Annotated in this window: 22 protein-coding genes and 2 pseudogenes; 14 read left to right on the top strand and 10 right to left on the bottom strand. The window is 62.9% G+C overall.

Going from position 1 to position 24270, the window contains the following annotated elements; all coding sequences use genetic code 11:
* The first annotated feature begins 80 nt into the window (after positions 1-80).
* Positions 81-431 carry a hypothetical protein gene (locus CXY74_RS17825; protein ID WP_233193096.1) on the top strand — a complete coding sequence of 117 codons (351 nt, stop codon included), beginning with the start codon at positions 81-83 and terminating at the stop codon, positions 429-431.
* 27 nt (positions 432-458) lie between these two features.
* Here CXY74_RS17825 and CXY74_RS01210 read toward each other — a convergent pair whose 3' ends face one another.
* A complete protein-coding gene (locus CXY74_RS01210; protein WP_104198743.1) occupies positions 459-1094 on the bottom strand; it encodes a hypothetical protein in 636 nt (211 codons plus the stop codon).
* A gap of 318 nt (positions 1095-1412) precedes the next feature.
* On the opposite strand from CXY74_RS01210, the pseudogene CXY74_RS17445 reads away from it, so the two are divergent.
* From CXY74_RS17445 to CXY74_RS01180, 6 genes and pseudogenes are all read left to right on the top strand, one after another.
* Positions 1413-1520: pseudogene (locus tag CXY74_RS17445) on the top strand (transposase); the annotation flags it as partial.
* A gap of 183 nt (positions 1521-1703) precedes the next feature.
* The gene (locus tag CXY74_RS01205) at positions 1704-2609 is read left to right on the top strand and encodes an ABC transporter ATP-binding protein (RefSeq protein WP_233193095.1); all 906 of its coding nucleotides are present in this window, start codon (positions 1704-1706) and stop codon (positions 2607-2609) included.
* Positions 2606-3499 carry an ABC transporter permease gene (locus CXY74_RS01200; protein ID WP_104198741.1) on the top strand — a complete coding sequence of 298 codons (894 nt, stop codon included), beginning with the start codon at positions 2606-2608 and terminating at the stop codon, positions 3497-3499. Before CXY74_RS01205 ends, CXY74_RS01200 begins: the two co-directional genes overlap by 4 nt.
* Before the next feature lie 305 nt (positions 3500-3804).
* Complete coding sequence (istA, locus tag CXY74_RS01195) at positions 3805-5343, top strand: IS21 family transposase (protein WP_146070007.1); 1539 nt, start codon at positions 3805-3807, stop codon at positions 5341-5343.
* Positions 5340-6119, top strand: coding sequence for an IS21-like element helper ATPase IstB (istB, locus tag CXY74_RS01190; protein WP_104198740.1), 780 nt, complete (start codon positions 5340-5342; stop codon positions 6117-6119). The genes istA and istB overlap by 4 nt, the downstream gene beginning before the upstream one ends.
* A gap of 1040 nt (positions 6120-7159) precedes the next feature.
* A complete protein-coding gene (locus CXY74_RS01180) occupies positions 7160-7351 on the top strand; it encodes a transposase (protein ID WP_104198738.1) in 192 nt (63 codons plus the stop codon).
* Between the two features lie 14 nt (positions 7352-7365).
* On the opposite strand, the gene CXY74_RS18150 is transcribed toward CXY74_RS01180, so the two are convergent.
* From CXY74_RS18150 to CXY74_RS01155, 6 genes and pseudogenes are all read right to left on the bottom strand, one after another.
* Complete coding sequence (locus CXY74_RS18150) at positions 7366-7488, bottom strand: hypothetical protein (protein ID WP_255409505.1); 123 nt, start codon at positions 7486-7488, stop codon at positions 7366-7368.
* Positions 7489-7502: 14 nt separating this feature from the next.
* Positions 7503-7982: pseudogene (locus CXY74_RS01175) on the bottom strand (amino acid transporter); the annotation flags it as partial.
* A gap of 276 nt (positions 7983-8258) precedes the next feature.
* Entirely contained in the window at positions 8259-10289 is a 2031-nt protein-coding gene (locus CXY74_RS01170; RefSeq protein WP_104198737.1) for a glycogen debranching N-terminal domain-containing protein, read from the bottom strand.
* Between the two features lie 61 nt (positions 10290-10350).
* Positions 10351-11259: a carbohydrate ABC transporter permease gene (locus tag CXY74_RS01165; protein ID WP_104198736.1), complete on the bottom strand. Its 909-nt coding sequence runs from the start codon at positions 11257-11259 to the stop codon at positions 10351-10353.
* Positions 11256-12350 carry a carbohydrate ABC transporter permease gene (locus CXY74_RS01160; protein WP_104198735.1) on the bottom strand — a complete coding sequence of 365 codons (1095 nt, stop codon included), beginning with the start codon at positions 12348-12350 and terminating at the stop codon, positions 11256-11258. Before CXY74_RS01160 ends, CXY74_RS01165 begins: the two co-directional genes overlap by 4 nt.
* A gap of 4 nt (positions 12351-12354) precedes the next feature.
* A complete protein-coding gene (locus CXY74_RS01155; protein ID WP_104198734.1) occupies positions 12355-13614 on the bottom strand; it encodes an extracellular solute-binding protein in 1260 nt (419 codons plus the stop codon).
* Positions 13615-13816: 202 nt separating this feature from the next.
* Here CXY74_RS01155 and CXY74_RS01150 point away from each other — a divergent pair, with 202 nt between their 5' ends.
* The 5 genes from CXY74_RS01150 (at position 13817) to CXY74_RS01130 (ending at position 20032) form a co-directional block, all read left to right on the top strand.
* Positions 13817-14857: a LacI family DNA-binding transcriptional regulator gene (locus CXY74_RS01150; protein ID WP_233193093.1), complete on the top strand. Its 1041-nt coding sequence runs from the start codon at positions 13817-13819 to the stop codon at positions 14855-14857.
* A gap of 92 nt (positions 14858-14949) precedes the next feature.
* Positions 14950-16044, top strand: coding sequence for an S-(hydroxymethyl)mycothiol dehydrogenase (locus tag CXY74_RS01145; protein WP_104198732.1), 1095 nt, complete (start codon positions 14950-14952; stop codon positions 16042-16044).
* Positions 16044-16697 carry an MBL fold metallo-hydrolase gene (locus CXY74_RS01140; RefSeq protein ID WP_104198731.1) on the top strand — a complete coding sequence of 218 codons (654 nt, stop codon included), beginning with the start codon at positions 16044-16046 and terminating at the stop codon, positions 16695-16697. Before CXY74_RS01145 ends, CXY74_RS01140 begins: the two co-directional genes overlap by 1 nt.
* Before the next feature lie 63 nt (positions 16698-16760).
* Entirely contained in the window at positions 16761-17405 is a 645-nt protein-coding gene (locus CXY74_RS01135) for a TetR/AcrR family transcriptional regulator (RefSeq protein WP_104198730.1), read from the top strand.
* Between the two features lie 107 nt (positions 17406-17512).
* The gene (locus CXY74_RS01130; protein ID WP_104198729.1) at positions 17513-20032 is read left to right on the top strand and encodes an MMPL family transporter; all 2520 of its coding nucleotides are present in this window, start codon (positions 17513-17515) and stop codon (positions 20030-20032) included.
* Between the two features lie 144 nt (positions 20033-20176).
* Here CXY74_RS01130 and CXY74_RS01125 read toward each other — a convergent pair whose 3' ends face one another.
* Positions 20177-20479, bottom strand: a complete 303-nt coding sequence (locus tag CXY74_RS01125) for a DUF427 domain-containing protein (protein ID WP_104198728.1) — start codon at positions 20477-20479, stop codon at positions 20177-20179.
* Between the two features lie 25 nt (positions 20480-20504).
* A complete protein-coding gene (locus tag CXY74_RS17440) occupies positions 20505-20678 on the bottom strand; it encodes a hypothetical protein (RefSeq protein ID WP_158252260.1) in 174 nt (57 codons plus the stop codon).
* Positions 20679-20765: 87 nt separating this feature from the next.
* On the opposite strand from CXY74_RS17440, the gene CXY74_RS01120 reads away from it, so the two are divergent.
* Together CXY74_RS01120 and CXY74_RS01115 are read left to right on the top strand one after the other, a co-directional pair.
* Positions 20766-21086 (top strand): DUF2249 domain-containing protein, encoded by a 321-nt coding sequence (locus tag CXY74_RS01120; RefSeq protein ID WP_104198727.1) that lies wholly within the window; start codon positions 20766-20768, stop codon positions 21084-21086.
* Positions 21087-21095: 9 nt separating this feature from the next.
* Positions 21096-23702: a multicopper oxidase domain-containing protein gene (locus CXY74_RS01115; RefSeq protein WP_104198726.1), complete on the top strand. Its 2607-nt coding sequence runs from the start codon at positions 21096-21098 to the stop codon at positions 23700-23702.
* 12 nt (positions 23703-23714) lie between these two features.
* On the opposite strand, the gene CXY74_RS01110 is transcribed toward CXY74_RS01115, so the two are convergent.
* The coding region (locus CXY74_RS01110; RefSeq protein WP_146070006.1) for an STAS domain-containing protein at positions 23715-24270 on the bottom strand (556 nt) is incomplete at its 5' end.

Genomic DNA, 24270 nt, shown 5'->3' with positions numbered 1-24270 from the left:
TGACCTAGCAGGGCTTGGTCGCTCGGGGAATCGATCAAGTGGCTGAATTCAGTGCTCATGCTACAAACGCTTTTCCCACCGTGGACTTCGCCACCGAAGGTCTCGATTCCATCGACGCTGCCACCAATCCGGTCGGTGGGGTTCTGTCGTGGTACCCACTCATTCACTACGAGTCCGGCGCGATCCAAGTACCATTTCGCGAATTCAGCCGCGTGATCAAGCCTGGAGGCATACTGTTTGTCGGGTTCTTTGAGGGCCCCGCGTTCGAGAGGTTCGCGCACGCGATCACGCCGGCGTACCGGTGGCCCGTGGACGCGATCAGCGCGGAGCTGGGCCGCGCCGGCTTCGACGTTGTCGAATCGCATGCGCGGAAAACTGCAGGCCAGCGCCCCCAAGCGGCGGTCATCGCTCGACGCCAGGATGCTCGTTAGGGGATCCGCTTACGCGCATGTTCTCGATTAGATCTTTTCTCCGGGAACGTAATCTGGCGCCTCGTTAGCTGATTGCAGATAACGTGCGTAGGCTCCCTCCACTTCAGGGTTTGGACGAGCGCGGAAATATTGATCGAAGCGGTCTTGAACCTCGCCTGTCAGAATTATTTTCTGCAGGATAGGAGGGTTGATGTCGATCTGTCCCAGGTAGGTGAACGCGGCTTCGTCTGTGCGTACCCACGCGTCCTCAACCTCGATCGGCGGGCCGTCTTCGGGTCTCACTGCCTCAAGGAATGCCTCCGTGGTCGGCCAGTCACCGGTGCCGAGCATCCCCTGCAAACAGATCCGGAATGCGATGTCCACCGCCACAACAGCGAGGGTGAATCCGGACATGTCGTTGGGGATCTCGTCCCTGACGAACATGATTGAGTCGACCCTCGCACTGCCGTTCGTCGCCCTGAGGAGGAACACCTCTGGTCCGGACGCAGCAATACTAACCTGCAGACCGCCGAGGGGGTGGAGTATGAAGCCGAACGTCTGAGGAGGCTCTTCCAAACCCAGGACCATCGCGCCGAAAGGGATGGCGCTCGCGCTTTTCAATCGCACAATCGCGTCCTCGACCGCTTCGGCAATCTCAGGTGAGAAGCGTTCGTCGTCATTCATGGGTGTCTCCGCTCATCGTCGAGTGCGGTTCAGGTCAGAGATTGCGTCTGTCTTCGTTGGAAAGGCATCACCGCCGAACCGCTTATCTTCCACCATCATCGACCGAACACAGGAGAACGTGCAAGAGAATCCCCTTACGGGCAATGACGCGGCCTCCTGGACCCGCCCCATAATGATGAACGAGAACGCTCAAATTGGCGTCACCTCACAGCAGGGCAGCGCACAGGCCCGAGTGTGACCGAGTTCGCGGAAGGGACTGCCCCCGGCTTGGTTGACTCCTGACCGGTGGAGATTCGTCTTCGCTGGAAAGATGTCATCATGCCCAAGCCCTACCCACCCGAGTTTCGTCGTGATGTTGTCGCGGTCGCCCGGAAACACGAAGCCCCGCTGAACCAGATCGCGAAAGACTTCGGAATTTCGGAGTCCTGATGTCGCGTATCCACGGGATGCGAGACGCGGTTTTCGCCTTAGATCCATCGGTGATACCAAGATCGCGCAGGATGCATTGATACCCGACTCGCTGCCTGTAGGTCTTATCGGCGCCGGGGGTCGCTATGTCACACCCCAGGCTCGAAACAATTAGGCCATTTATCCGGGGGAACAACACGCGTGATTCACGTTAGCCATTTATCCAAGAGTTTTGGCTCGCTCAAGGCTGTAAAAGACCTGTCTTTCTCAGTATCGGAGGGCGGCATATTTGCTTTTCTCGGCACAAACGGTGCTGGGAAAAGCACAACTATTTCGTGTTTGACGACGGTGTCGTCTGCCGACTCCGGAACGATCAAGATCGCAGGCTTGACGGTTGGCCGAGATGATGATCAGATCCGTCGGAATATCGGCGTCGTCTTCCAAGCCTCGCTTTTGGACCCCAGTCTGACAGTCCGGGAGAACCTCGCCGATCGAGCGGCCTTTTATGCGATGCGGAGAGCCGATCGCGCACGGCGCATTGCAGAACTCGCCGACATGATCGACCTGGGAGACTTTCTTGATCGTCCGTATGGGCTACTCTCAGGCGGCCAGAAGCGCCGGGTCGACATTGCGCGAGCGCTCATACATGAGCCCGTTTTACTGTTCCTCGACGAGCCAACAGCGGGGCTCGATCCGCAAAGCCGCGAGCAGGTATGGGAGACAATCCGTTCACTGCGCTCCACTCAAGGTATGACTGTGTTCCTCACGACGCATTACATGGAGGAGACAGAAGAGGCGGACCAAATCACTATTATTCATGCAGGCGAATTAGTTGTCCAGGGCACCCCCGCTGATCTTCGCAAGACGTACAGCTCGAGTATTCTTTCCGTTACGTCCGACGATGTGGAGCAACTGCACGAGGCGTGCGCAAGCCAAGGATTTGCGGTCACCCGTGCAGCCGGGGCTGCGCGCATCGCGGTTGGCGGATCCGCGGAAGCTCTTAACTTTTTGCGCGACAACCGACTGATCGTGGATGATTTCGAGTTCCGGCACGGGACGATGGACGATGTATTCCTTTCCGTGACCTCGAATCGAGCGATCGCATGAGTGCACTGATTCTTGCTCGCCGTAACTTACGCATTTTTTTCCGGGATCGGACCGCGGTTTTCTTTTCGTTGCTTTCTGCGCTGATCCTTATCGGTCTTTATTCATTGGTTTTGGGCAGTCTGCAGGTCGACAACCTGCAATCGCGCTTTCCAACTGCAACAAATGCTGAGGTTCAGGCCTTCGTTGACGCGTGGGTCTTTGCTGGAATCACGATGATCACAATCCTGACGACCGGACTCGCTGCGTTGAGCGTTTTCATTGAAGACTCGTCCAGCGGTCGCTTCAAAGACTTTCTCGTCTCGCCTATTCGGCGCGCCAGCCTGATCTTTGGCTACATGACCTCTAGCTTCATCGTTGCTATCGTCATGACCGTGGTTGTCGTCGCGATATCGCAGGGGTATACGGCCATTCGCGGCAACGCTACAATGACGGCGACCGAACTTCTTCTTACTGTTGGCTATGTCGTTGTCGTTGTCGTTGTCGTTGTCGCTGCCGCCGCGTTCTCTGCTCTCTCGGGATTTATCGTGACGTTCGTTCGGTCCAATAGTGCTTTCGCGACGATGAGCACCATTGTTGGTACGGTCATTGGTTTCCTAGCGGGCGCCTATATTCCTGCCGGCACTCTTCCGGCAGGCGTCGTGAATGTCATGAACGCGATGCCTTTCGCCCAAGCGGCGATGCTCCTTCGGCAGCCGTTCACCGCGCATTCGGCGGATGCCCTCACTGACGGACAATCCGAGGCGGTATCCGCGCTAAACGATTTTTACGGAATAGCCATCTCTGTCGGGGACTTTGATGTTTCGAGCGCGGGAGCATTCACCGCGCTGGCCATAGTATGCCTTGTTTTTGCATTGCTTTCGTCTTTTCGTCTCTCGCGGCGCATTCGCTGAGCGGCGGAATATCGAACAGGCCCACCTCGACAATTGCCCTTTATTGTTCACGCCGAGCCCAGTATTCGAAATGTGGGGCAGTTGCTAGAATGAATGTTGACCTCTTTGTGTGTCGGTGGCCATGACAAGCTGCCCATAGGCGGCCAAGGAAATGCCCACTGACGGCCAGGAAAACTGCCCGTTGGTGGCCATGAGATCTGCCCACTTCCTTTTCTGAATCCGACCGTGAAAACGGCGGAGCCTCTTCCTGGGGTTTGATTGCGGTGTCTAAGACGCAATTGAACAGCCCAGGAAGAGGCCCACTTATGAAGGTAGACGTAGAAATCATGGAAATACTCGCTGCGTACGATCTGACCAAATCTTTGCGGGGTGCCGCCGAGCTCACGGGCTGCTCTCACCACACCGTCGCCCGCCATGTCGCCGCCCGCGATGCCGGCCAGCCGATCGCAAATCCTGTCAACCGCGGCCGGGTCACCGACGCGTTCATGCCCAAGCTCGAGGAATGGATGGACGCGTCCAAGGGCAAGCTCCGCTCCGACATCGCCCACACCAAACTCGTCACCCTCGGCTACACCGGGTCAGACCGTTCGACCCGCCGCGCGTTCGCTCAGGTCCGCGCCGCCTATCGTCTCGGCAACACCCGGGTTCACCGGCCGTGGATCTCGGAACCCGGGATGTGGATTCAATACGATTTCGGCGACGGCCCGCTGATGGACGGCAAGAAGACGGTCCTCTATATCGCCTGGCTCGCATGGTCACGGTTCCGGGTCGTCGTCGTCATGCGCGACCGCACCGCACCGAGCGTTTACGCGGCGCTCGATCGCACGTTTCGCATCATCGGCGGCGCCCCGACTTACGTCTTGACCGACAACGAGAAGACCGTCACCGTGTCCCACGTCGCCGGTGTTCCGGTCAGAAACGTCGCGACGGTTGACTTCGCCCGCCACTACGGCGTCACGGTCCTGACCTGCCAGCCGGCGGACCCCGCGACCAAGGGCGGGGTCGAGTCCTCCGTGAAGCTCGCCAAGGCCGACATCGTCCCCAAAGACACCAACCTCCGTCCGGAATACGACTCCTTCGCGGACATCGAAACGGCCTGCCAAGAATTCATGGACCTCGTCAACAACCGTGAGCACCGCGCCACCCGCCGCAAACCCGCCGCGATGCTTCTGGAGGAAACCCCTCGGTTGCATCGAGTGCCCGACGCCGCCCACACCATCTCGTTTGGCATGTCCCGCCGCGTTCCGGACAACACCCCAATGGTCACGTTCGAGGACGGTCAGTACTCGGTGCCGTCGCATCTTCTCGGCGCCCGAGTGTTCGTGCGCAGCCACGGCCTCGGCCTAGACGAGCAGGTCATCGTCGTCCACGAGGGCCGCGACGGTCCCGTCGAAGTCGCCCGGCACCACCGGGCCCGGCCCGGGAGTCCGGCCATCAGTGACGCTCACTTTCCCGATCACGCCCCGAAGATCCCCGGTGATTACGCGGTGAAAGCACGAAGCGCCGCCGAGACGGAGTTCCTCGCGATCGGTGCTGGCGCCCGGACTTGGCTGCTCGAGGCGGCCGCAGTCGGCACGATGCGCATCACCCAGAAGATGGCCGAAGCCGTTGCGTTGGCGAAGATCGCTGGGCAGGCCGACGTCGACCAAGCCCTCGGCACCGCGGCCATCCACGGCCGCTTCGCCCATAAGGACCTCGCCTCGATCCTGAACGCTGCCGGCCTCCGCGCGGACACCCACACCGCCAGCGAAACTCAGTCCCTCACTCAAGGAACACGCGGCTGGGCCGCGATCGGTCAACTACCTGTGAACGGCACCGACGACCTGCTGGAGGAGAGCGCATGAGCCCGGTCCCGACCGCTGCGCCCGCGCTGCCGGCAGACCTCGAGGCGTTGATGCGACAGCTGAAGATGCCTTACGCCCGGGCGTTGGCGCCCGAGCTACTGATCACGGCACGCACGCAACGATGGGAACCCGCCGAAGTGGTCAAAGCGCTCCTCGTTGAGGAAGTCACCGGCCGGTCCCGGTCGATGCTCGCCACCCGGCGCAAAGCGGCCGGGTTCCCGACCGGGAAGACCTTCGACACCTGGGACCCAGCCGCGTCCTCGATCCCGCTGCCGACCCAGCAGGCCCTCCGCACCCTCGAGTGGATCAGCCGGAAGGAGAATGTTGTCGTTTGCGGGCCCTCCGGCACGGGGAAAACGTTCTTCCTCGAGGCCCTCGGCCAGCAAGTCGTCGAGGCCGGCATGCGCGTGGCATGGTTCCGCCTTGAGGACCTCGGCGCGTTGATGCGCGCCCATCGCGCGGACGACAGCGTCACCCGAGTCGTCACCCGTATCCTCCGCGCGGACCTGATCGTCATCGACGATATCGGCCTCCTGGCCGTCGGCACCGACGCGGCGGAGGGGCTCTATCGCCTCGTCGACGCGGCTTATGAAAAGCGATCCATCGCGGTCAGCTCCAATTTGCACCCCGCCGGGTTCGACGAGCTCATGCCCAAGACTCTCGCGACTGCGACCGTCGACCGCCTGCTGCATCACGCTCACGTCTGTCAGACGTCGGGCGAATCGATCCGCCTCACGCAGGCCCTCGCCGGGCAGGGCGTGACTCCGATGAGCTAACGTCGCGCTCAACATGGCCAACGCCGCCGAACTCCTGGTGGGCAGATCTGTTGGCCATGAGTGGGCAGTTTTCATGGCCACCAGCGGGCATTTCTCATGGCCGCCAGTGGGCAGTTCTTCATGGCCCTTGACATTTGTGTCCTGCCTTGTGTTTTAAGTGTCAAATTCAAGACGCACATGTTCCGGAAACCACGCGATGGGCGTGACCGGATCGATGGCCCGAAAATCGAGTTCATGATGCGCTCGGATTCACGCCCTTACGTGAAATCGCGACCGCGCGGTCGTCCCAAAGATCGCCACGCGCGGCTTGGACATGCCGTGTGGGCTTGATGGGGCAGTAAGTGGCCCATTCTGTGCGTTTCGATGACCGGGAGCGGCGCGTTTGCGGAAGATCATCGGTCCATGGTCCTCCGTGTCTTGCAATTTCGAAGGAACGATCTATTGAAAAATGTACGTGTTGTGACAGTTGTTCTTCGTCACGAGGAAGCCTCCCGCGCGCCCTCGATCGTTTTGGTCCGGGTCAACCAGTTTGGACACGTTCCTGCTGTGCTGATCGACCCGATAGACCGTAAGGGCCTTGTTGTTGACGGAATTTGGTTGGGCGCGGATCTCGACGACCATGCTAACGGCACCTTGTACATCAGAGTTCGAACCGGGAAATGGGGTCCGAGAACGGCTCGGAGTGTTGCGCCCGAACTTATTCACCTAATTTGTCGGTGCAAAACATGCGGGAAAGAGGCGAGGTTCCGTCGGAATCCGTTCTTCGGGCGCGGTTTGTCTGTTCACGAATTCATTATTGAATGTGCGGTGCATTCCCATGTTGAACTCGTGCGGACACCCGCATTATCAACTCATGCCACACCTCTAGCGGTCGAAAACCAAGAACGCCGGACACGGCGCCGTCGCTTTCTCTTCAGTCGCGCACGTGAGGCCGACTGACCCATATCTGAAATAGTTGTCAGCCGCTCTATGTGAGTTGTTGCGGATATCTCGGATAGGGGCCCTCTGTGACTGAGGGCTCACTGAATGTAGAGATCTGCATGACCGCAGTACGCAGGCGTTTCGCCCAGGAGTCCAAAAGCGTGTTGTGGCGTGAGGTGATCGACACGTCCAAACCGATCAAGGACGTCGCCACCGCGCACGGTGCCGGCTCCGAGGCGCTGCGCAGCTGGCTGGGCCAGTATCGCAAGGCTCATGGTGACCGAAACGGAGCGCCGCTGCAACGATCCTGATGAAGCCCGCCGTATCAACCGGTGGGCGGCGCGAGCCCGAGCCGCGGGTAGAGCACGGCGAATGCCTCGTGGAGACCGTCAGTGAGGGCAGAAAGCACGTGCCCACCGTTGGGAGATTCCCAATACGTGACCGTCATACCTGCTGCCGAGGTGGTGTAAACGGATTCTCAATTGCGTGAGCCGTGGCGTCGGCCGCCGACAGGGTGATGGTGATCATGAAGTCCGTCGCAGCGAATCCGAGCAGAACCAGCACGAAGATCTTGCCGGACCACCACGGCAGCAGTTTTTTCAGCATATGAATGGAGCCGGATCCGCGGAAGCTTTCGGCAGCCACCCGCCGGTACACCGGCAAAGCACCGAACAGGGTGAGGGCGAGCAGCATGACGGTGGCGATGGGCGAGAGTAGTCCCGCGGCTAGAGCCGCGATCGCCGGCTGATAACCCAACGTGGAGAAATAGTCGACACCGGTCAGGCACATCACACGCCACCATGAATGCGTCTTGTCGGCCGTGGCCGCGTGGGGGCCCACCTGGACACCCTGCCGGTCTCCACTGTCTTGTAGGAGCCAGGCTTTGAGGCTCCCGGCCGAAGCCCGCGGTATGTTCACGAGCACACCTGACGCCTCACAAATTGTTGCTCGTTTCGACTACATTTCATCAGCGCTCGTCGCATTTGCTCACGGCATGCTGGGTGGACGCACTGAGTGTCGTCGAGCGATTTTAGGGCTGGATTCGGTCGGCGATCATGGATTGTCACCCGTCGCGTTTTTGACGATGACCGCGTCATATCCGGAGACGATTTGGGGTGTGAAAAAGCCCCACCGGAGGATTCCGGCGGGGCTTTCATCAGGACGTTGACATGGTTACCGTCATCGGCCGACCCGCTGACAGGGTGAGCGAGGGCATCCTCAGCTGACTCGGAGAGTGGCGGTTAGACCATTCAGCGTGACGTTTCCGACGATGGCGGGGCTGATCGGAGTGGAAGTCACCTCGCCCGTCACCGAGTCCGGTTCGAGGCCGAGCACGGTGCTGAGCACGGACACTGCGGCCGCCGCGGACCAGGCCTGCGGGCGGCAGGCGGCGGGGTAGGAACCCGCCGCGGTAACAGTAGTGGAGGCGTCGCCGGAGTGGAGTTCGGGCATCCGGTAGTCAAACGACTCGGCCGCTGCGAGCAGACCGGTGATCAAAACACCTGCCTCGGCTCCGAAGCCGGCGCGGCCGAGCCCGGCGATGGCAATCGCGGTGTCGTGGGTCCAGACCGAGCCGCCGTGGTAGCTCACCGGCCAGTACCCGGCCGAGTCGGTGGACATTGTGCGAAGGCCGTAGCCGGAGTTGAGTTCGGGAGAGACCAGACGGGCAGCGACGAGGGCGGACTCTTCGGCGGAGAGCAGGCCCGTGCCGAGGAGGTGACCGATGTTGCTGGTGACGGTGTCGACCGGGCGCTTGAACGCGTCCAAGGCCACAGCCGGGTAACGGCCCTGCGGGGACTCGATCCAGAACGACTGGCGGAACCGGGTCTTGAGTTCCTCGGCCCAGGCGCGCCAGGTGTCGCCACCGGGCCGGTTGAATGCGTCGAGCAGGTCGGCGCCATCGATCGCGGCTTGGTAGGCGTAGGCCTGGACCTCGCAAAGAGCGATAGGTCCAGCGGCAAGGCTTCCGTCACGCCACTGGATGGAGTCACCGGAGTCCTTCCAGCCCTGGTTGGCGAGCCCGTGCCCGGTGCTGTCGACGTACTCGAGAAATCCGTCACCGTCGCTGTCGCCGAAGTCGCGCATCCAACCCAGAGCCGCCTCGAGGTGTGGCATGAGGGCCTCGACCTCGGCATCGGCCATGCCCCAGCGGTGGGCGTCGGCCAACAGGCAGACCCACAGGGGAGTGGCGTCGACGGTGCCGTAGTAGAGCGGCGGCAGCGACACGTCTTCGCCGAGGATCGTGAACGCGGCGGGCCGCAGCTCGTGCATGATTTTGCCAGGCTGTTCCGCAGTCTCGGCGTTGTTCCGGGTGCCCTGCAGCTGGGCGAGCAACCGTAGGGTGGAGGCCGCGAGCTCGGTGCCGAGGGGGAGCAGGAACCGGGCAGCCCAGAGTGAGTCCCGGCCGAACAGGGTGAAGAACCAAGGGGCGCCGGCGGCGAGGAAGGGCTCATCCGGCCGCGCCGTCGTTGCCATTCGCAGGCCGGAGAGGTCGTCGAGTGCGCGCTGCACCCAGCGGTCCAGGCGTGCGTCGCCGGAGCTCACCGATACTCCGGCCCACTCAGGCAGACCCGAGGCCGCCTGCACCACGGTCGTTGAGTGCTCGATGTCGATCGTCCACTGCACGGTGACGCTGCCGCGGGCGGGAACAGTGACCGACCAGTCACCGCCAACTTCTGTGGCCGCTGTGCTCGGCACACCGTAGTCGCTCAGGCTCACCAGAGCGGCTACGGTCGGGGTGGCTAGATGGATGCCGGTGCCCGTCTCTTTCACGGTGATGACCGGGGCCTCGGGTAGATCGGCTGTCCCAGACGTGACCTGCGCAGCGCCGCCACCAAGGCCGGCTTTGACGATCTGCATATCCGCGAAATCGGGAACCAGGCGCACGGAAACAGTCGTGTCAATCGCGTGTTGCAGTCCGGAAATAAGAGTGATGCTCTCGGTCAGGTGGCCGGCCGTGACCCTGCGGGTAACCTCCAGTCGCAACCGCGGGTCGGCGGTGCGGTCGTCAAGGTGGCGCAGCAGCGCACTGAACGTCATCTCGCCAGCGCCGCGAGCAGCTGAGCCGATCGGCTCGCCCGCAGACCCGCCGACCCGCAGGCTCCAGCCGGAGAGGACACGGGTGTCGGAGTGGTACAGGCCATGGATAGGAAGCGTCGTGCGTCCGTCGGACCCAGACCATGCCTGGGTTGGAGCGGCCAAAACAATGGCGGAATTATGGAGCAACGGCTGGACAGGGTGAGAGAGCATGAGTGAGGTACGACTCCTAGGTGTTGTGGTGCGATCTGGGGGAAAAAACAAAGGGCGCCGACTACTCCTTCACGGCGCCGTCGGTGGTGTTCATGATGCGTTTTTGGAAGATGAAGAACATCACCGCGACCGGGATGGTCATGATTGCCGCCGCGGCGAGCTTGAGCGGGTATTGGGTGCCCTGGCTCAGCTGCCCGGAGGCCAGCGAGGCCACCCCCTTGGTGAGTGTGGTCAATTCGGGTGATTGCGTGGCCACGATGAAGTGCGACAGCTCATTCCAGGAGCCCTGAAACGACAGGATGATGATCGTGACCAGGGCCGGCCGGGCCATCGGTAGCACGATCGACCAGAACACTCGGAAGTTGCCTGCCCCGTCGATGCGTGCTTGCTCTTCGACGCTTGCCGGGATCGATTCGAAGAAGTTCTTCATGATGAAGACGCCCGCGGCGTCGGTGAGCAGCGGCACGATCATGGCCACATAGGTGTCGTAGATGCCGAGTTGGTTGATCACCAGGAACTTGGGAATCAGCAGCACCACCCCGGGCACGCTCATCACAGCGATGAGCAGCGCGAAGATCACATTGCGGCCTCGAAAATGCAGCCGGGCCAGGGCATAGCCGGCCAAAGAATTGAAGAACACGCGGCCGAGCGTGACGAAGACCGTGACGATTGCGGAGTTCTGGAACCAGATCGGGAAGTCCGAGTTGAGGAACAACCTCTCGTACGCGGACGTCGACCAGGTCTGCGGCAGCAGTGAGATGGGATTGGTGGCTGCTTCGACATCCGTTTTGAAGGAGGTGGCGACCTGCACGAGGAAGGGAGCGATGTAGATCATCGCGAGCACGATCAGGATCGCGTAGAGCAGCGACCGGCCGGCGATCGCGCTGGTGGGTAGCTGCGGCCGGCTCAGGTTGCGCAGTCGCTGGGAGGCGGTGCTGGGGCGCATGCGGTTTCTCACGGTGGTGGTCATTTGGAACCTCCGGAGGTCGGGGTTTGCAGGTACCAGCGCATCCGCCGGGCGGAGACGGCGCGTTCGGCCAGTAGCCACCGTTGAAACAGGGTGAAGACCACGATGATCACGAACAGGATGAACGCGATCGCGGCGCCCTGGCCCCAGGCCTGGTTGGTGAAGGCGGCCTGGTAGGAGAGATAGGCCGGGGTGAGCGTGGTCTTGCCTGGCCCGCCCTGGGTGCCGGTATAGATCTGGTCGAAGACCTGCCAGGCACCGATCAGGCCGAGAGTGAGCACGGTGAACAGGGTCGGCCGTAGTTGGGGGAGGGTGACTTGCCAGAATCGTTGCCAACCGTTGGCGCCGTCCATTACGGCGGCCTCGACGACATCTCCGCTGAGGTTCTGCAGTGCGGCGATGAACAACAGCATGAACGTGCCGCTGGTGGTGAACACGGCCATTAAAATGAAGGCGCTCATGGCAACGGATGGCCCGGCCAGCCATTCCCAGAACGAGATACCGAGGAACGAGTTGCCGGTGAGGACGGCCGGGCCCGTCTCAACGCCCAACGCCTCGAAGATGTTGTGCAGCACTCCGCTGGGGTCGTTGAACCAGTTCGGTCCGTTGACGCCGATGAAGGAGAGCAGTTTGTTGACAGCGCCACTGGCGCTGAACAGGAACAGCCACAGCACCGTGATGGCCACAGAACTGGTGACCGACGGGAAGTAGAACGCGGTGCGGAAGAAGCCGCGGCCGCGCAAGATCTGCCGGTTGACCAAAACGGCCAGGAACAGGGACAGCGTCGTCTGGATCGGTACGACTAAAAGGACGTACCAGGCGTTGTTACGCAACGCCGTGCCGAAGTCCTGTTCGGCGAGGCCGCCGCCGCCGACCAGAGCGGAATAATTGTCCAAGCCCACAAAAGCAACGGAGCCGGAAAAAGGACTGCCGCGACCGTTCCAGTCGGAGAAACTGACCCAGAGGGCCATCAGCACTGGGATGACCAAAAACATCCCGAGCAGGATGATCATCGGGGCTGTGAACAGCCACCCCGAGGCGGCCTCACCGCCCCGGATACCGGAGCGGCGAGGCGTGCGTGCAGGCATCGACATGGGGCTACTTCAGTAGTGCTTGAAGGTTCTTCTGCGTGGAGTCGAGGATTGCTTGCGCGTTCCCGGTTTTGAGTGACTCGAGTTGTGCGTTCAGGTCGCTCACGACATCCGCGGCGCCCTGCACAATAGGCACGCCCTGGGCATAGTCCGCGCCGTCCAGGAACGGAATCAGGGCGGGGTTGGCGCTCTTCCACTCGGCGGCGGCCGACATGATCGAGGGCATCGGGCCAAACTCCTCAGAGAAGGTCAGTTGGGCGTCCTTGCTGGTGAGCTGTTCCACCAGGTTCAGGGCCGCAGTCTGGTTGGGGCTGTCGGTGGCGATGCCCCAGCAGTTGGTGAACTGCAGGGTGCCTTTGCCTTCTGGGCCTGCCGGCAGTTCGGCCACGGTGTAGTTGACGTCGGGGAAGTCGTTCGTCATTGCACCGGTGATCCAGTTGCCCTCGATTGTCATGGCGGACAACTGCTTTCCGAACGCCTCGCCGCCCCAACCTGCGCCGATCTCGCTGGCATAGCTCATCACGCCGTCGTTGAGGAGCGTCTGCGCGTATTCGAGGCCCGCAACATTCTCCGGGCTGTTCGCGGTGGCCTCGGTGCTGTCCTCGTTCATCAGACTGCCGCCGGCTTGGGCCATGAACGCGCCCAGGCGGGCGTATTCGCTGCCGAGGGCGAGGCCCACCTGGGAGCCGGTGGTGAGCGTTGCGCTCACCGTCGCGAGCTCGTCCCAGGTGGTGGGGATGTCGGCGTCCGTGAGCCCGGCTTTGGCCCAGAGGTCCGTGTTGATGAGGAGCTGCAGGGTGGAAAAGTCCTTCGGGGCGCAGTAGAACTCGCCGTCATAGGTGAAGGCACTGACCAGGCTGGGGTAAAAGTCGTCTTTGTTGGCCAGGTTGTCACCGTAGGCGAGCAGCGAGCCGTTCGACGCGTACCCGGCGAGGGCATCTGTTGAGAGGTAGAACACGTCGGCGGGCTTTTGCGCGGCGAAGCCCTGGGCGAGCTGCTGATTGAGGTCGCTCGCGACGCTGACCTCGGCGTTGGTGCCGGAGGTCTTGGACCAGGCGGCCACGGCGGCGTTGACGGCAGCGGTCTCGGCGTCCCCACTTGAACCGATTAGAACCGAGAGACCCTGGGAGGAGTCGCTGGTGAGTTCGCCTCCGGTGGTGGCGGAGTCACTGCTAAAACCGGATCCGGAACCACACGCGCTGAGGGTGAGGGCACCGACCACGGTGAGACCTGCGCTGATCAGCAAGCGGGAGTTGCGTCGTTGCATCTTGATGCTCCTTCTATCGCGCTACGGTGCGCACATCTTGTGTGGTGTTCACAGTAGCTGACTTTATTTGATCGATCAAATAGTTTCTTGGATCGATCCAATACAGTGAGGCTTTAACCAATGCAAAAGCGGTAGCCTGTGGAGAATCAATTATGGGTCGATACATTCTGAAGGTTCGTGGGGAGGATCGACAATGGCTTCGATGCCTACGGTGACGGATGTTGCACTCGCGGCAGGCGTTTCCCGCCAGACCGTTTCAAATGTGATGAACTCGCCCGGCATCGTGCGCGCCGATACGCGCGAACGGGTCGAGGCTGCGATCGCGCAGCTGGGCTACCGCCCGCACGCCTCGGCGCGGCGATTGCGTACCCGACGCAGCTCCACCATTGGCATTCGGCTGGATCCGATGATCGACGGCATATCGGGGTCTGTGCTGGATCGTTTTTTGCATGCTTTGACCGAGCAGGCCGACAAGCAGGGTTTACGGGTGTTGCTGTTCACCGCCACCAGCCCCGAGGACGAGATCATCCAGTTGCAGCGCCTGAACGACGGGGCCGATGTGGACGGCTTCGTGCTTACTTCCACTTTTGCTGGCGACCCCCGCACGAAGTGGTTGATCGAGAACAAGATCGCCTTCGTGACCTTTGGGCGGCCCTGGGGGGCCGACGACGTGAGCGATCCGCAGCACCTCTGGGTGGATGTCGACGGCTGGGCCGGGTTGTATGAGGCGACGCGGGCGGCGCAGGATGCCGGCGCGCGGCGTATCGGCTACATTGGCTGGCCCAGCTCGGCCGATACCGGCGATGACCGGCGCCGCGGCTGGCACGATGCGATGCGCGAACGCGGCGACGTGACCGAGGCTGATCTGATCGCACTCGAGGCAGTTACCGTCGATGGTGTAGCCGAGGGCACCGCTGCGATGCAGGACCTGCGACGCAGGGCGGGGCCGCTGGACGCGGTTCTCTGCGCGAGCGACTCGCTGGCCCTGGGGGCGATGATCGCCAACCCTGAGCGGGTTCCGGTGACGGGCTACGACAACACACCCGTTGCTGCTGCAATCGGGCTGTCGAGCGTGGACCAGTCGGTGGGAGAGGTCGCTGCGGGCGTGCTTGGTCTTCTGACCGGCGAGTTCGGTGGTCAAGTGCACGGTGCGCCGGAGTCACTGCAGCCTCGGTACCAGATGATCAGACCCCGGCTGGTCACGCGAGCGTTCGCGGCGATCCCGATGGAGATGTTGGTGTGAGCTGGTCTGGCCGCGGGCGTTCGTCCCTCGCACGCCTCCGATAAGGTTAATCGTCCCTGCCATACCCGGCACCCCTCGATCGGAGGAGCTCCATGTCCACCACAGTCACAGGCGTCATCGCCCGCTCGAAGGGCGCGCCAGTCGAACTGGTCGAAATCGTCATCCCTGATCCCGGTCCAGGCGAAGTCATCGTGGACATCGAAACGTGCGGCGTCTGCCATACCGACTTTCATTACAAAGAGGGCGGCATCAATGACGACTTCCCCTTCTTGCTCGGGCATGAAGCCGCCGGGCGCGTCAGCGTCATCGGCGAAGGCGTGACGCACGTCGCGGTCGGCGACTTCGTGGTGCTCAACTGGCGCGCCGTCTGCGGCGAGTGTCGAGCCTGTAAGCGGGCCCAACCCTGGTATTGCTTCAACACCTTCAACGCCACCCAGAAGATGACCCTCACCGACGGCACCGAGCTCAGCCCGGCCCTCGGCATCGGCGCTTTTGCCGAGAAGACCCTCGTGCACGCCAAGCAGTGCACCAAGGTGAATCCGGATGCCGACCCCGCGGCCGTCGGCCTCTTGGGCTGCGGCATCATGGCGGGCATCGGCGCGGCCATGAACACGGGCAACGTCAGCCGAGGCGACTCGGTGGCCGTGATCGGCTGCGGCGGAGTGGGGGATGCTGCGATTGTGGGATCACGCCTCGCTGGCGCATCCGTCATCATTGCCATCGACCGCGACCCCAAGAAGCTCGCCCAGGCCAAACAGCTCGGGGCCACGCACGCCATCGACTCGTTGAACCTGGATGAGGCTGGCGTCGTCGCAGCCGTGCAGGCACTGACCGGCGGATTCGGCGCCAACGTCGTCATCGACGCGGTCGGTCGTCCCGAAACCTGGCGGCAGGCGTTCTATGCCAGGGACCTCGCCGGAACGGTCGTGCTGGTCGGGGTGCCGAACCCTGAAATGATGCTCGAAATTCCCCTCATCGACGTCTTCGGACGCGGCGGCTCGCTCAAATCGAGCTGGTACGGCGACTGCCTGCCGGAGCGCGACTTTCCCATGCTGACCGACCTGTACCTGCAGGGGCGGCTACCGCTTGACGAATTCGTCAGCGAAAAGATCGGCATCGGCGAAATCGAGGCTGCATTTGAGAAAATGGCACGCGGCGACGTGCTGCGCTCGGTGGTGGTGCTCTGATGACCGCACGCGTCGACCACCTCGTCACCGTCGGTACCTTCAGCCTCGATGGCGGCACGTGGGACCTCGACAACAACGTCTGGATCGTTGGCGACGACACCGAATGCGTCGTCATTGATGCTGCCCACGACGCCGACGCGATCCTGAAGGCAGTAGGCGACCGTAAGCTGCTGGCCATTCTGTGCACCCACGGGCACAACGACCACATCGGTGCAGCCGTCAGTGTGAGCGCCGCAACGGGCGCCCCGGTCTGGCTGCACCCGGCCGACACGATGCTGTGGGAGATGGTCTTTCCCGCAGATGCTGCTGCGTCGGCCACGGCGACCACGCGACCGAACGCGCTGAAAAACGGCCAGCGCATCGCCGTCGCCGGCATCGAGCTCGAAGTGCTGCACACGCCGGGACACTCACCCGGAGCGGTCTGCTTCTTCGCGCCGGCGCTCGGCACGGTGTTCAGCGGCGACACGCTCTTCCACGGTGGGCCGGGCGCAACCGGCCGCTCGTTCAGCGATTTCCCGACGATCATCGACTCGATCACCACCACGCTGCTCACACTGCCGGCTGCCACCGTGGTGCGCACCGGGCACGGTCAGTCCACCCTGATCGGCGACGAGGCGGGCCACCTCGAAGAGTGGATCACCCGCGGGCACTGAGCAAGAAATAACTCGCCCGAGTTCGTCTTGCACTCTGTGCGTCGTTGCACTTAGTGTAAGCACATGATCTCGCTTGACGTCGTAGCCGATCGCCGCGCCGATCTCAAGGCGCGGTACCGCCAGGCCATTTTGGATGCCGCCGACTCGCTCATTCGCGAGCGGGGCAAACCACAATTCAGCGTCGACGAACTCGCAGAGCGCGCCGACGTCTCCCGGCGCACGGTTTTCAACCACTTCTCATCGCTCGACGATGTGATCATGACCACCTGCACGCAGGTGCTCAGCGCCACCGTCGACGAATTTCGGGCGGCAACGGCAGCCACCCCATTGGGAGACGGTCGTCGCGACGGCCTGTTCGACGAGATCACGACGGCACTGCGCGCCATCGACCTGCCGCCCGTGGTCGCTTACCTCGCCGGAGTGCTCACGGTCGAGGGCGAGAACGGTCGCTCCCGGCACAGCATCGGTGACGTCTTCACCCGCACGACCGAACAGCTCTCAGCGGAGATCGCCGGTCGCACGAGCGCGATAGACGAATTCGAGGTTTCCATCCTTGTCAGTTCGGTGATGAACGGCATCGCCATCGTATCGGCGCACTGGTTGGCACGAACGGGTGGCACGCTCGACGCATCTTCCCGCACTGTCTGGTACGAACTGCTCGACCGCCTCATCGTCACGATCCGTACCGGATACGCCCCGTCCAACTGACCAAACGCATTCCGCTGGTGATCCACCACCTCGACTCCCGATGACGGGATGCACGACGCCACTTCGGTCATGCGACCACACCTTGCTCATACACAGAAATTGAGAATATGGCATCGCTTCTCTACCGACTGGGTCGGTTCTCCGCCCGCCGAGCGTGGCTGGTCATTGTTGCGTGGGTGGTCGTTCTCGGCCTCGCCGTCGGTGCGTTCTCTGCCTTCGGCGGAACACTCACGTCGTCCGTCAGTATCCCCGGTACCGCCACTCAGAAGGTCAGCGACGAACTGGCGGCGAAGTTCCCGGCGGCCAGCGGCGGGCGAGGAACGGTCCTGTTCACCACGACCGACAACTCCGTCTTTACCGGCGCGCAGAAAACCGCCATCGGCGCCCTGCTGACACGCACGACCGGTCTCGACAGCGTGAAATCGGTGACGAATCCCTTCGACACCCAAGCCCAGATCGATGACCAGGCGCAGCAGGTCGTCGACGGACGGCAGAAGATCGCCGCTGGAACGGCGCAGATCGATGCGGGGCAGGCGCAGATCGATGCGGCAACGGCCGAGGCCGAGGCTGGACAGAGCCAGCTCGATGCCAGCCGCGCGCAGGCCGAGGCCGCGGGTCAACTCGCTGCTGCTGGGCGGATGCTCGATGCCCAGCAGGCGCAGATCGATGCGGGCCGCACCGCGATTGCCGAGCAACAGACGGCACTCACGGCAAGCCGTACCGAGCTCGAGGCGTCGAGTACCACGCTCGAACAGGGAGCCGACCTGCTCGACCTGGCCGCGGGCATCCGTCAGGTTTCGACCGACGAGACAACCGCCGTCGCGAGTATCCAGTTCGACACGTCGCTCAACCAGGTTTCGCCCGAGTCGAAGACGGCGGTCGTCGCGGAGATGAACGATGCCGGCATTGCCGGCGTCAGGGCTGAGGTCTCCAACGACATTGCTGCGAGCCTCCCCGAGATCCTCGGTCCCGGAGAGATCGGCGGCGTGATCTTCGCGGCCATCGTGTTGTGGGTCATGCTGGGCACCCTGATCGGTGCGGGGCTGCCATTATTGAACGCGTTGATCGGAGTGGGCGTTGGCGTGCTCGCTTCACTCGCACTGTCCGGGGCCGTCGAAATGCTCTCCGTCACTCCGGTTCTGGGAGTGATGCTCGGGCTCGCGGTCGGTATCGACTACTCACTCTTCATTCTCAACCGGCATCGAACGCAACTGCGCAACGGGCTGCCCCTGCAGGAATCGATCGGGCTGGCCAACGGCACCTCCGGCAACGCGGTCGTGTTCGCGGGCGCCACCGTGCTCATCGCTCTGCTCGCCCTCAACCTCACCGGCATCCCCTTTCTCGGGCTCATGGGCACGGTCGGTGCCGTCTGCGTCTTCGTCGCCATTCTCATAGCGATCACGCTCACACCGGCAGTTCTGGGCCTGGTCGGCACGAAGATCCTCACAAAGAAGGCCCGCGCGCGGGTCGGCCACGCCAGCAACCATGCCCGGGTGCCGGTCAAGCCGATGAACACTGTACGCGCCGTCGTCACGGTGGTCGTAGGCATCGTCGTTCTTCTTGTCGTGGCCATCCCCGCGCTCTCGATGCGCCTCGGACTCCCCGCCGGTTCGTCCGAACCACTGGGCTCGAGCGCCTACAACGCTTACACACTCGCCGACGACAAATTCGGGCCGGGCGTGAACGGGCCGCTGCTCGTCGTCGCCGATCTTGAGACAGCCGTCACGGATGAGGACCTGCTCGCTGAACAGGTACGCATTGGAACAGCGCTCCGTGCCGAGAACGACGTCGTCGCCGTCGCACCGATCGGAGCATCCGATGATGACCTGCTTCTCGCTTTCCAGGTCATTCCCGCGGAGGGGCCGAACAGTGAATCGACCGAGCAGCTCGTACGTGACCTCCGAGGAATCGACCTCGTCGGGGTCGCTTCCCTCGGTGTCGCCGGCAACGCGTCCGGAAACATCGATGTGAGTGAGAAACTCGCCGCCGCGCTCCCGCTGTACCTTCTCGTTGTCGTGGGGCTCTCCCTGATTATTCTGATCTTCGTGTTCCGATCGATCCTGGTGCCCGTAACGGCGACATTGGGTTTTGTCTTGTCGCTGTTCGCCTCCTTTGGGGCGATCACGGCGGTCTTCCAGTGGGGCTGGCTCGGTGCGGTGTTCGGCATCCATGATCCCGGGCCGATCCTGAGCTTTCTGCCTATTCTCGTTGTCGGCGTTCTGTTCGGGCTGGCGATGGACTACCAGCTGTTTCTGGTCAGTGGGATGCGCGAATCGTACGTGCATGGTGCATCGGCGCGCCTCGCCGTGCAGCGCGGGGTGCACGCCGGGCGCACGGTGGTCATCGCCGCCGCGCTCATCATGGCCTCGGTCTTCTCCGGCTTCATCTTCTCGAACTCGGTCATGATCCAGTCGATCGGTTTCGGGCTCGCTGGCGGCGTACTGCTGGACGCGTTCGTGGTGCGGCTGCTGATCATCCCGGCCGTGATGCACTTGCTGGGGGACGCGGCGTGGTGGTTGCCGAAATGGCTCGATCGCATTCTGCCCAACGTTGATGTGGAGGGTGCCTCGCTCGAACGGGCGCACCCGGTTGCCGCGCCCGAGCGTGTTCCAACGACGATCGTCTGAACGGTCGTGAAGGTGGGGATCGCCTGGTGCGCGTTCCTGCCGCAGATAATCGAGCCGTGAAAAGTGCAGCGTAACCGCCGCTGCGACGGGTACTTCTCACGCCTCGATGCGCGGATGCCGCTCGGGGCGGAATTCAGCTACCGCTTATTCGGTGACCTGCACGTCTTTCGAGAACGCCATGTAGCCGCTGAAGTCCTTGCCGACGCGTTCGAACGCCGTCGGGTACGGGTGCGGGTAGCTGAAGGCACGATCCTGCAGCACGGTGTCACCGTCTTTCACGCTGAAGTACTGGCATTCGCCCTTCCACGGGCAGGTATACGGGGTGTCGCTCTCGACGAACAGTTCGCTCTTCACGCTCGCGGGCGGAAAGTACCAATTTCCCTCGATGCGGATCAGATCCTGCTCGGGTGCCTCGGCGATAACGGTGTCGTTCAGTATGGCTTTCATCACAGACCTCCTAGTGCGTGCAACGTTACCCGCGGAAGCCGAATTCTCCCAGCACCGGAACCACTTCGCCCGGCGCACCGGCGCCGCGACCGCGCGGTACCTCGAACCAGCACACGCTGGCGACATGACTGTCGGTGATGCGAATGCGATGCGTCACCGAACACGCGTCGACGACCGATGCTGTGAAAGTGCGATTCACTCGCTCACACGAGGGTCGGTGTATTAAACGGAAAAACATGCTCTAAAATAAGAGAGTGCCGTAGGCGCACCGAGCCGAGGAGACACCATGACCGCCGAACCGATCCGTATCACTGCCGGGTCGAATGCCCACGAGCACGAATCCGCTGCGGCCTCGTGTACCTGCGGTCACGACGACAGCGAATCGATTGTTCTTGACAGCCGCACCATCCCGCACACGATCCGTCACGCCGCGATCTTCGGTGCGTTGGAGGCGATTCAGCCCGGAATATCGCTCGACCTCATGGCGTCGCACGACCCGCTGCCGCTTTTGGCCCAGCTCGAACGAAATCGCTCGAACACTTTCAGCATCAGCTACCTCGAGAGTGGTCCCGATGTGTGGACCCTGCGCCTGACCCGCATTCTGTAGCGGTTCGACATGAAACCGAGCCTCAAGCGTCGGCTGTGGCACCAGATCACCGGCATGCTCGTTCCCGTCTGGCTGATCCTCGGGATTGTCAGCGTCGTCCTTTATCGGGGATCGTCGTTCGGGCCTTGGCTCATGGTGCATCTGCTGCTGCTGGGGGCCCTTTCGACCGCGATCCTGGTCTGGAGCCAGCACTTCGCCGACAGCCTGCTGAAGAACACGGCTCCCGGCGGTCGGTACTGGCTGGGTGTTCGACTGACCGTGCACACGGTCGGCGCGGCCCTGGTGATGATCGGGATCACCGGTGCCTGGTGGCATGTCGTGCTCACCGGAGGAATCCTGGTCGGACTCAATGCCGTCGTGCACGCCACCATTCTCGTGCGGCAGCTGCGCGGCGCACTCCCGGCCCGGTTCGCTCCGCTCGTGCGGTACTACATTGCTGCGGCCGGATGCCTCGTGGTCGGTGTCACTCTCGGAATTTGGATGGCCCACCCCGGCAGTGCGGCGGCGAGTGACTATTACGACCGGCTCTACATCACGCACATCGGGCTGAACCTGCTCGGCTGGGTCGGCCTGACCGTTATCGGCACCGTCGCTCTGCTGCTCCCGACCGTGTTGCACTCCCGGGTGCTCTCGACCACCCGGGCCGCCGCACGCCCCACCCTGCCGACTCTTCTGGCCGGACTGGTGGTTCTGGGCACTGGCGCCTACGCCGACTCACGAATCATCACTGCGGCGGGTGTACTTATCTACCTGGTCGGCTTTGCCCGGGTGCTCGGGGAGTTGGCCGGGCACGTGCGCCGTTCGCCCGCCGTCAACTACGCCGGGTGGTCGATCACCGCAGCCCTTGCCTGGTTTGCGGTGTGCGCGCTCGGTTTTGGCACCGTCGTAGTCACCGCTGCCAGCTGGGCGGATGCCGCGGCCGGCCTCAAAACACTCGTGCCGTACTTCGCGGTCGGCTTCGGCGGCCAGATCATGATCGGCGCGCTGAGCTTTCTCATTCCGGTCGTGCTCGGCGGCGGACCGCGGGCGTCCAAGGCCACCGCGCACGAACTCGATCGGGCCGGCCTGTTCCGAGTCAGCGTCGTCAATGGCGCACTCGGCCTCACCCTTCTGCCGGTGCCCGACGTCGTCGCCGCTCTGCTCTGGGCCGTTCTGCTCACGACCCTTGCGGCGTTCATCATTCTGATGGTGCGGGCGCTGCGCATCAATCGAAAGAACCGCACTCCTCCGGGGGCGCAGCTTCCGCCGTTGGTGCGTGACGTCGCGGAGAGTCCCGCGCCGCAGCCGCGCACCGGCATGCTTGTCGCAGTGGCGGCGACCCTGGCTCTGACCCTCGCCGTCGGCGTCGCCCTCGAGCCTTCCAACACAAGCCTCGCCTCGGGCCCGGGCGCGACCGGCCACACGACGACCGTCGACGTCACGATGATTGACACCCGTTTCAGCCCCGACACGATCAACGTTCCGGTTGGCGACAACCTGGTGATCACCCTCACCAACGCCGACGGCATGCTCCACGATCTCGTATTCGACAGCGGAGTGGAGTCCGGCTCGGTCGAGCCCCAGGCCACGACGACCGTCAACGTCGGGATGATCGACGCCGACAGCACTGGTTGGTGTTCCCTGGGGGGCCACCGGCTGCTTGGAATGCTGCTGACCGTGAACGCGATCGGTGCGGACTCGACCGCCAGTGCCGATTCGCACGCAAACGCAATGCACAGCGACGCGTCGGCACTCGGCGGCATAGACCCCATGGCCGAGCCGGGAAGCGATTTCGTCGCGCGTGATGCGCGACTGGCGCCCGTGGCATCCGCTACCGTGCACACGAGCACGATGACCGTCAGCAATACCGAGACCGAAGTGGCGCCGGGTGTCACACAGATGCTGTGGACCTACAACCACACGGCGCCCGGGCCGACGCTGCGCGGCACTGTCGGTGACGTCTTCGAGATCACCTTCGTCAACGCGGGAACCATCGGCCATTCGCTCGACTTTCACGCCGGCTCGCTCGCACCGGACAAGCCGATGCAGACCATCGACCCCGGAGAAGAGCTCACCTACCGGTTCACCGCGACGCGCTCGGGAATCTGGATGTATCACTGCTCGACGATGCCCATGTCGGTCCACATTGCGAACGGTATGTTCGGTGCGGTCATCATCGATCCGCCCGGACTGACCGTCGTCGCGCAGGAATATGTGCTGGTCCAGTCCGAGTTCTATCTGGGCCAGCAGGGCGAGGAAGGCGACCCGGCCAAGGTGCAGACGCAGTTGCCTGACCTGCTCACGTTCAACGGCTACGCGAATCAGTATGTCGCCGCGCCGCTGACTGCGACCGTCGGCGAGAAGGTGCGCATCTGGGTGCTCGACGCGGGCCCGAACATTGGGAGCTCCTTTCACGTGGTCGGAGGTCAGTTCGACACCGTGTTCTCGGAGGGTGAATACCTCCTGCGAGCCGGTGGCAGCACCGGAACGGGTGGGGCGCAAACGCTCGCGCTCGCACCCGCCCAGGGCGGCTTCGTCGAGCTCACGTTTACCGAAGCGGGTACGTATCCGTTTATGAGCCACGTGATGTCAGATGCGGAGAAGGGCGCGCGCGGGCTGATTGTGGTGACTGACTGACACGTTCGAAGGTTAGTGCTCGCCGCCGAGGTTGCCGGCGAGGCGGGAATGTAGTTCGTGGCTCGCCTCGTTCGATCCCTCGATGACGACGCGCTTGTCGTGCCGCTCATACTTGTGGGTGATGGCGTCGAGGGTGGCGACGGTGGAGGCATCCCAGATGTGTGATGCCGATAGATCGATAATGATGCGGTCGGGGTCGTCGGCGTATTCGAACTGGGTCATGAGGTCGTTGCTTGAGGCGAAGAACAGGGCCCCGGTCACGGTGTAATACGCGGTCGGCACGGGTTGGTCGAGTTCAACTGTGCGTTCCACCCGGGCTAGGTGGGCGACTCGGCGCGCGAAGGCGACCATCGCGACGATCACGCCGGCGACGACGCCGATGGCCAGGTTGTGGGTGAGAACGATGATGATGACCGTGGTGACCATGACGGTGGTCTCGCTCCCTGGCATCCGCTTGAGAGTTGACAAGCGGATGCTGTGCCAGTCGAAGGTCAGATACGACACGATGATCATCACCGCGACTAGGGCGGCCATGGGCACGACGGCGAGTATGTCGCCGAGGCCGAGT

Origin of the sequence: Cryobacterium sp. Y29 (assembly GCF_002929825.1) — a bacterium.
Lineage (GTDB): Bacteria > Actinomycetota > Actinomycetes > Actinomycetales > Microbacteriaceae > Cryobacterium.
This window is presented reverse-complemented; position numbering and strand designations above follow the sequence as displayed.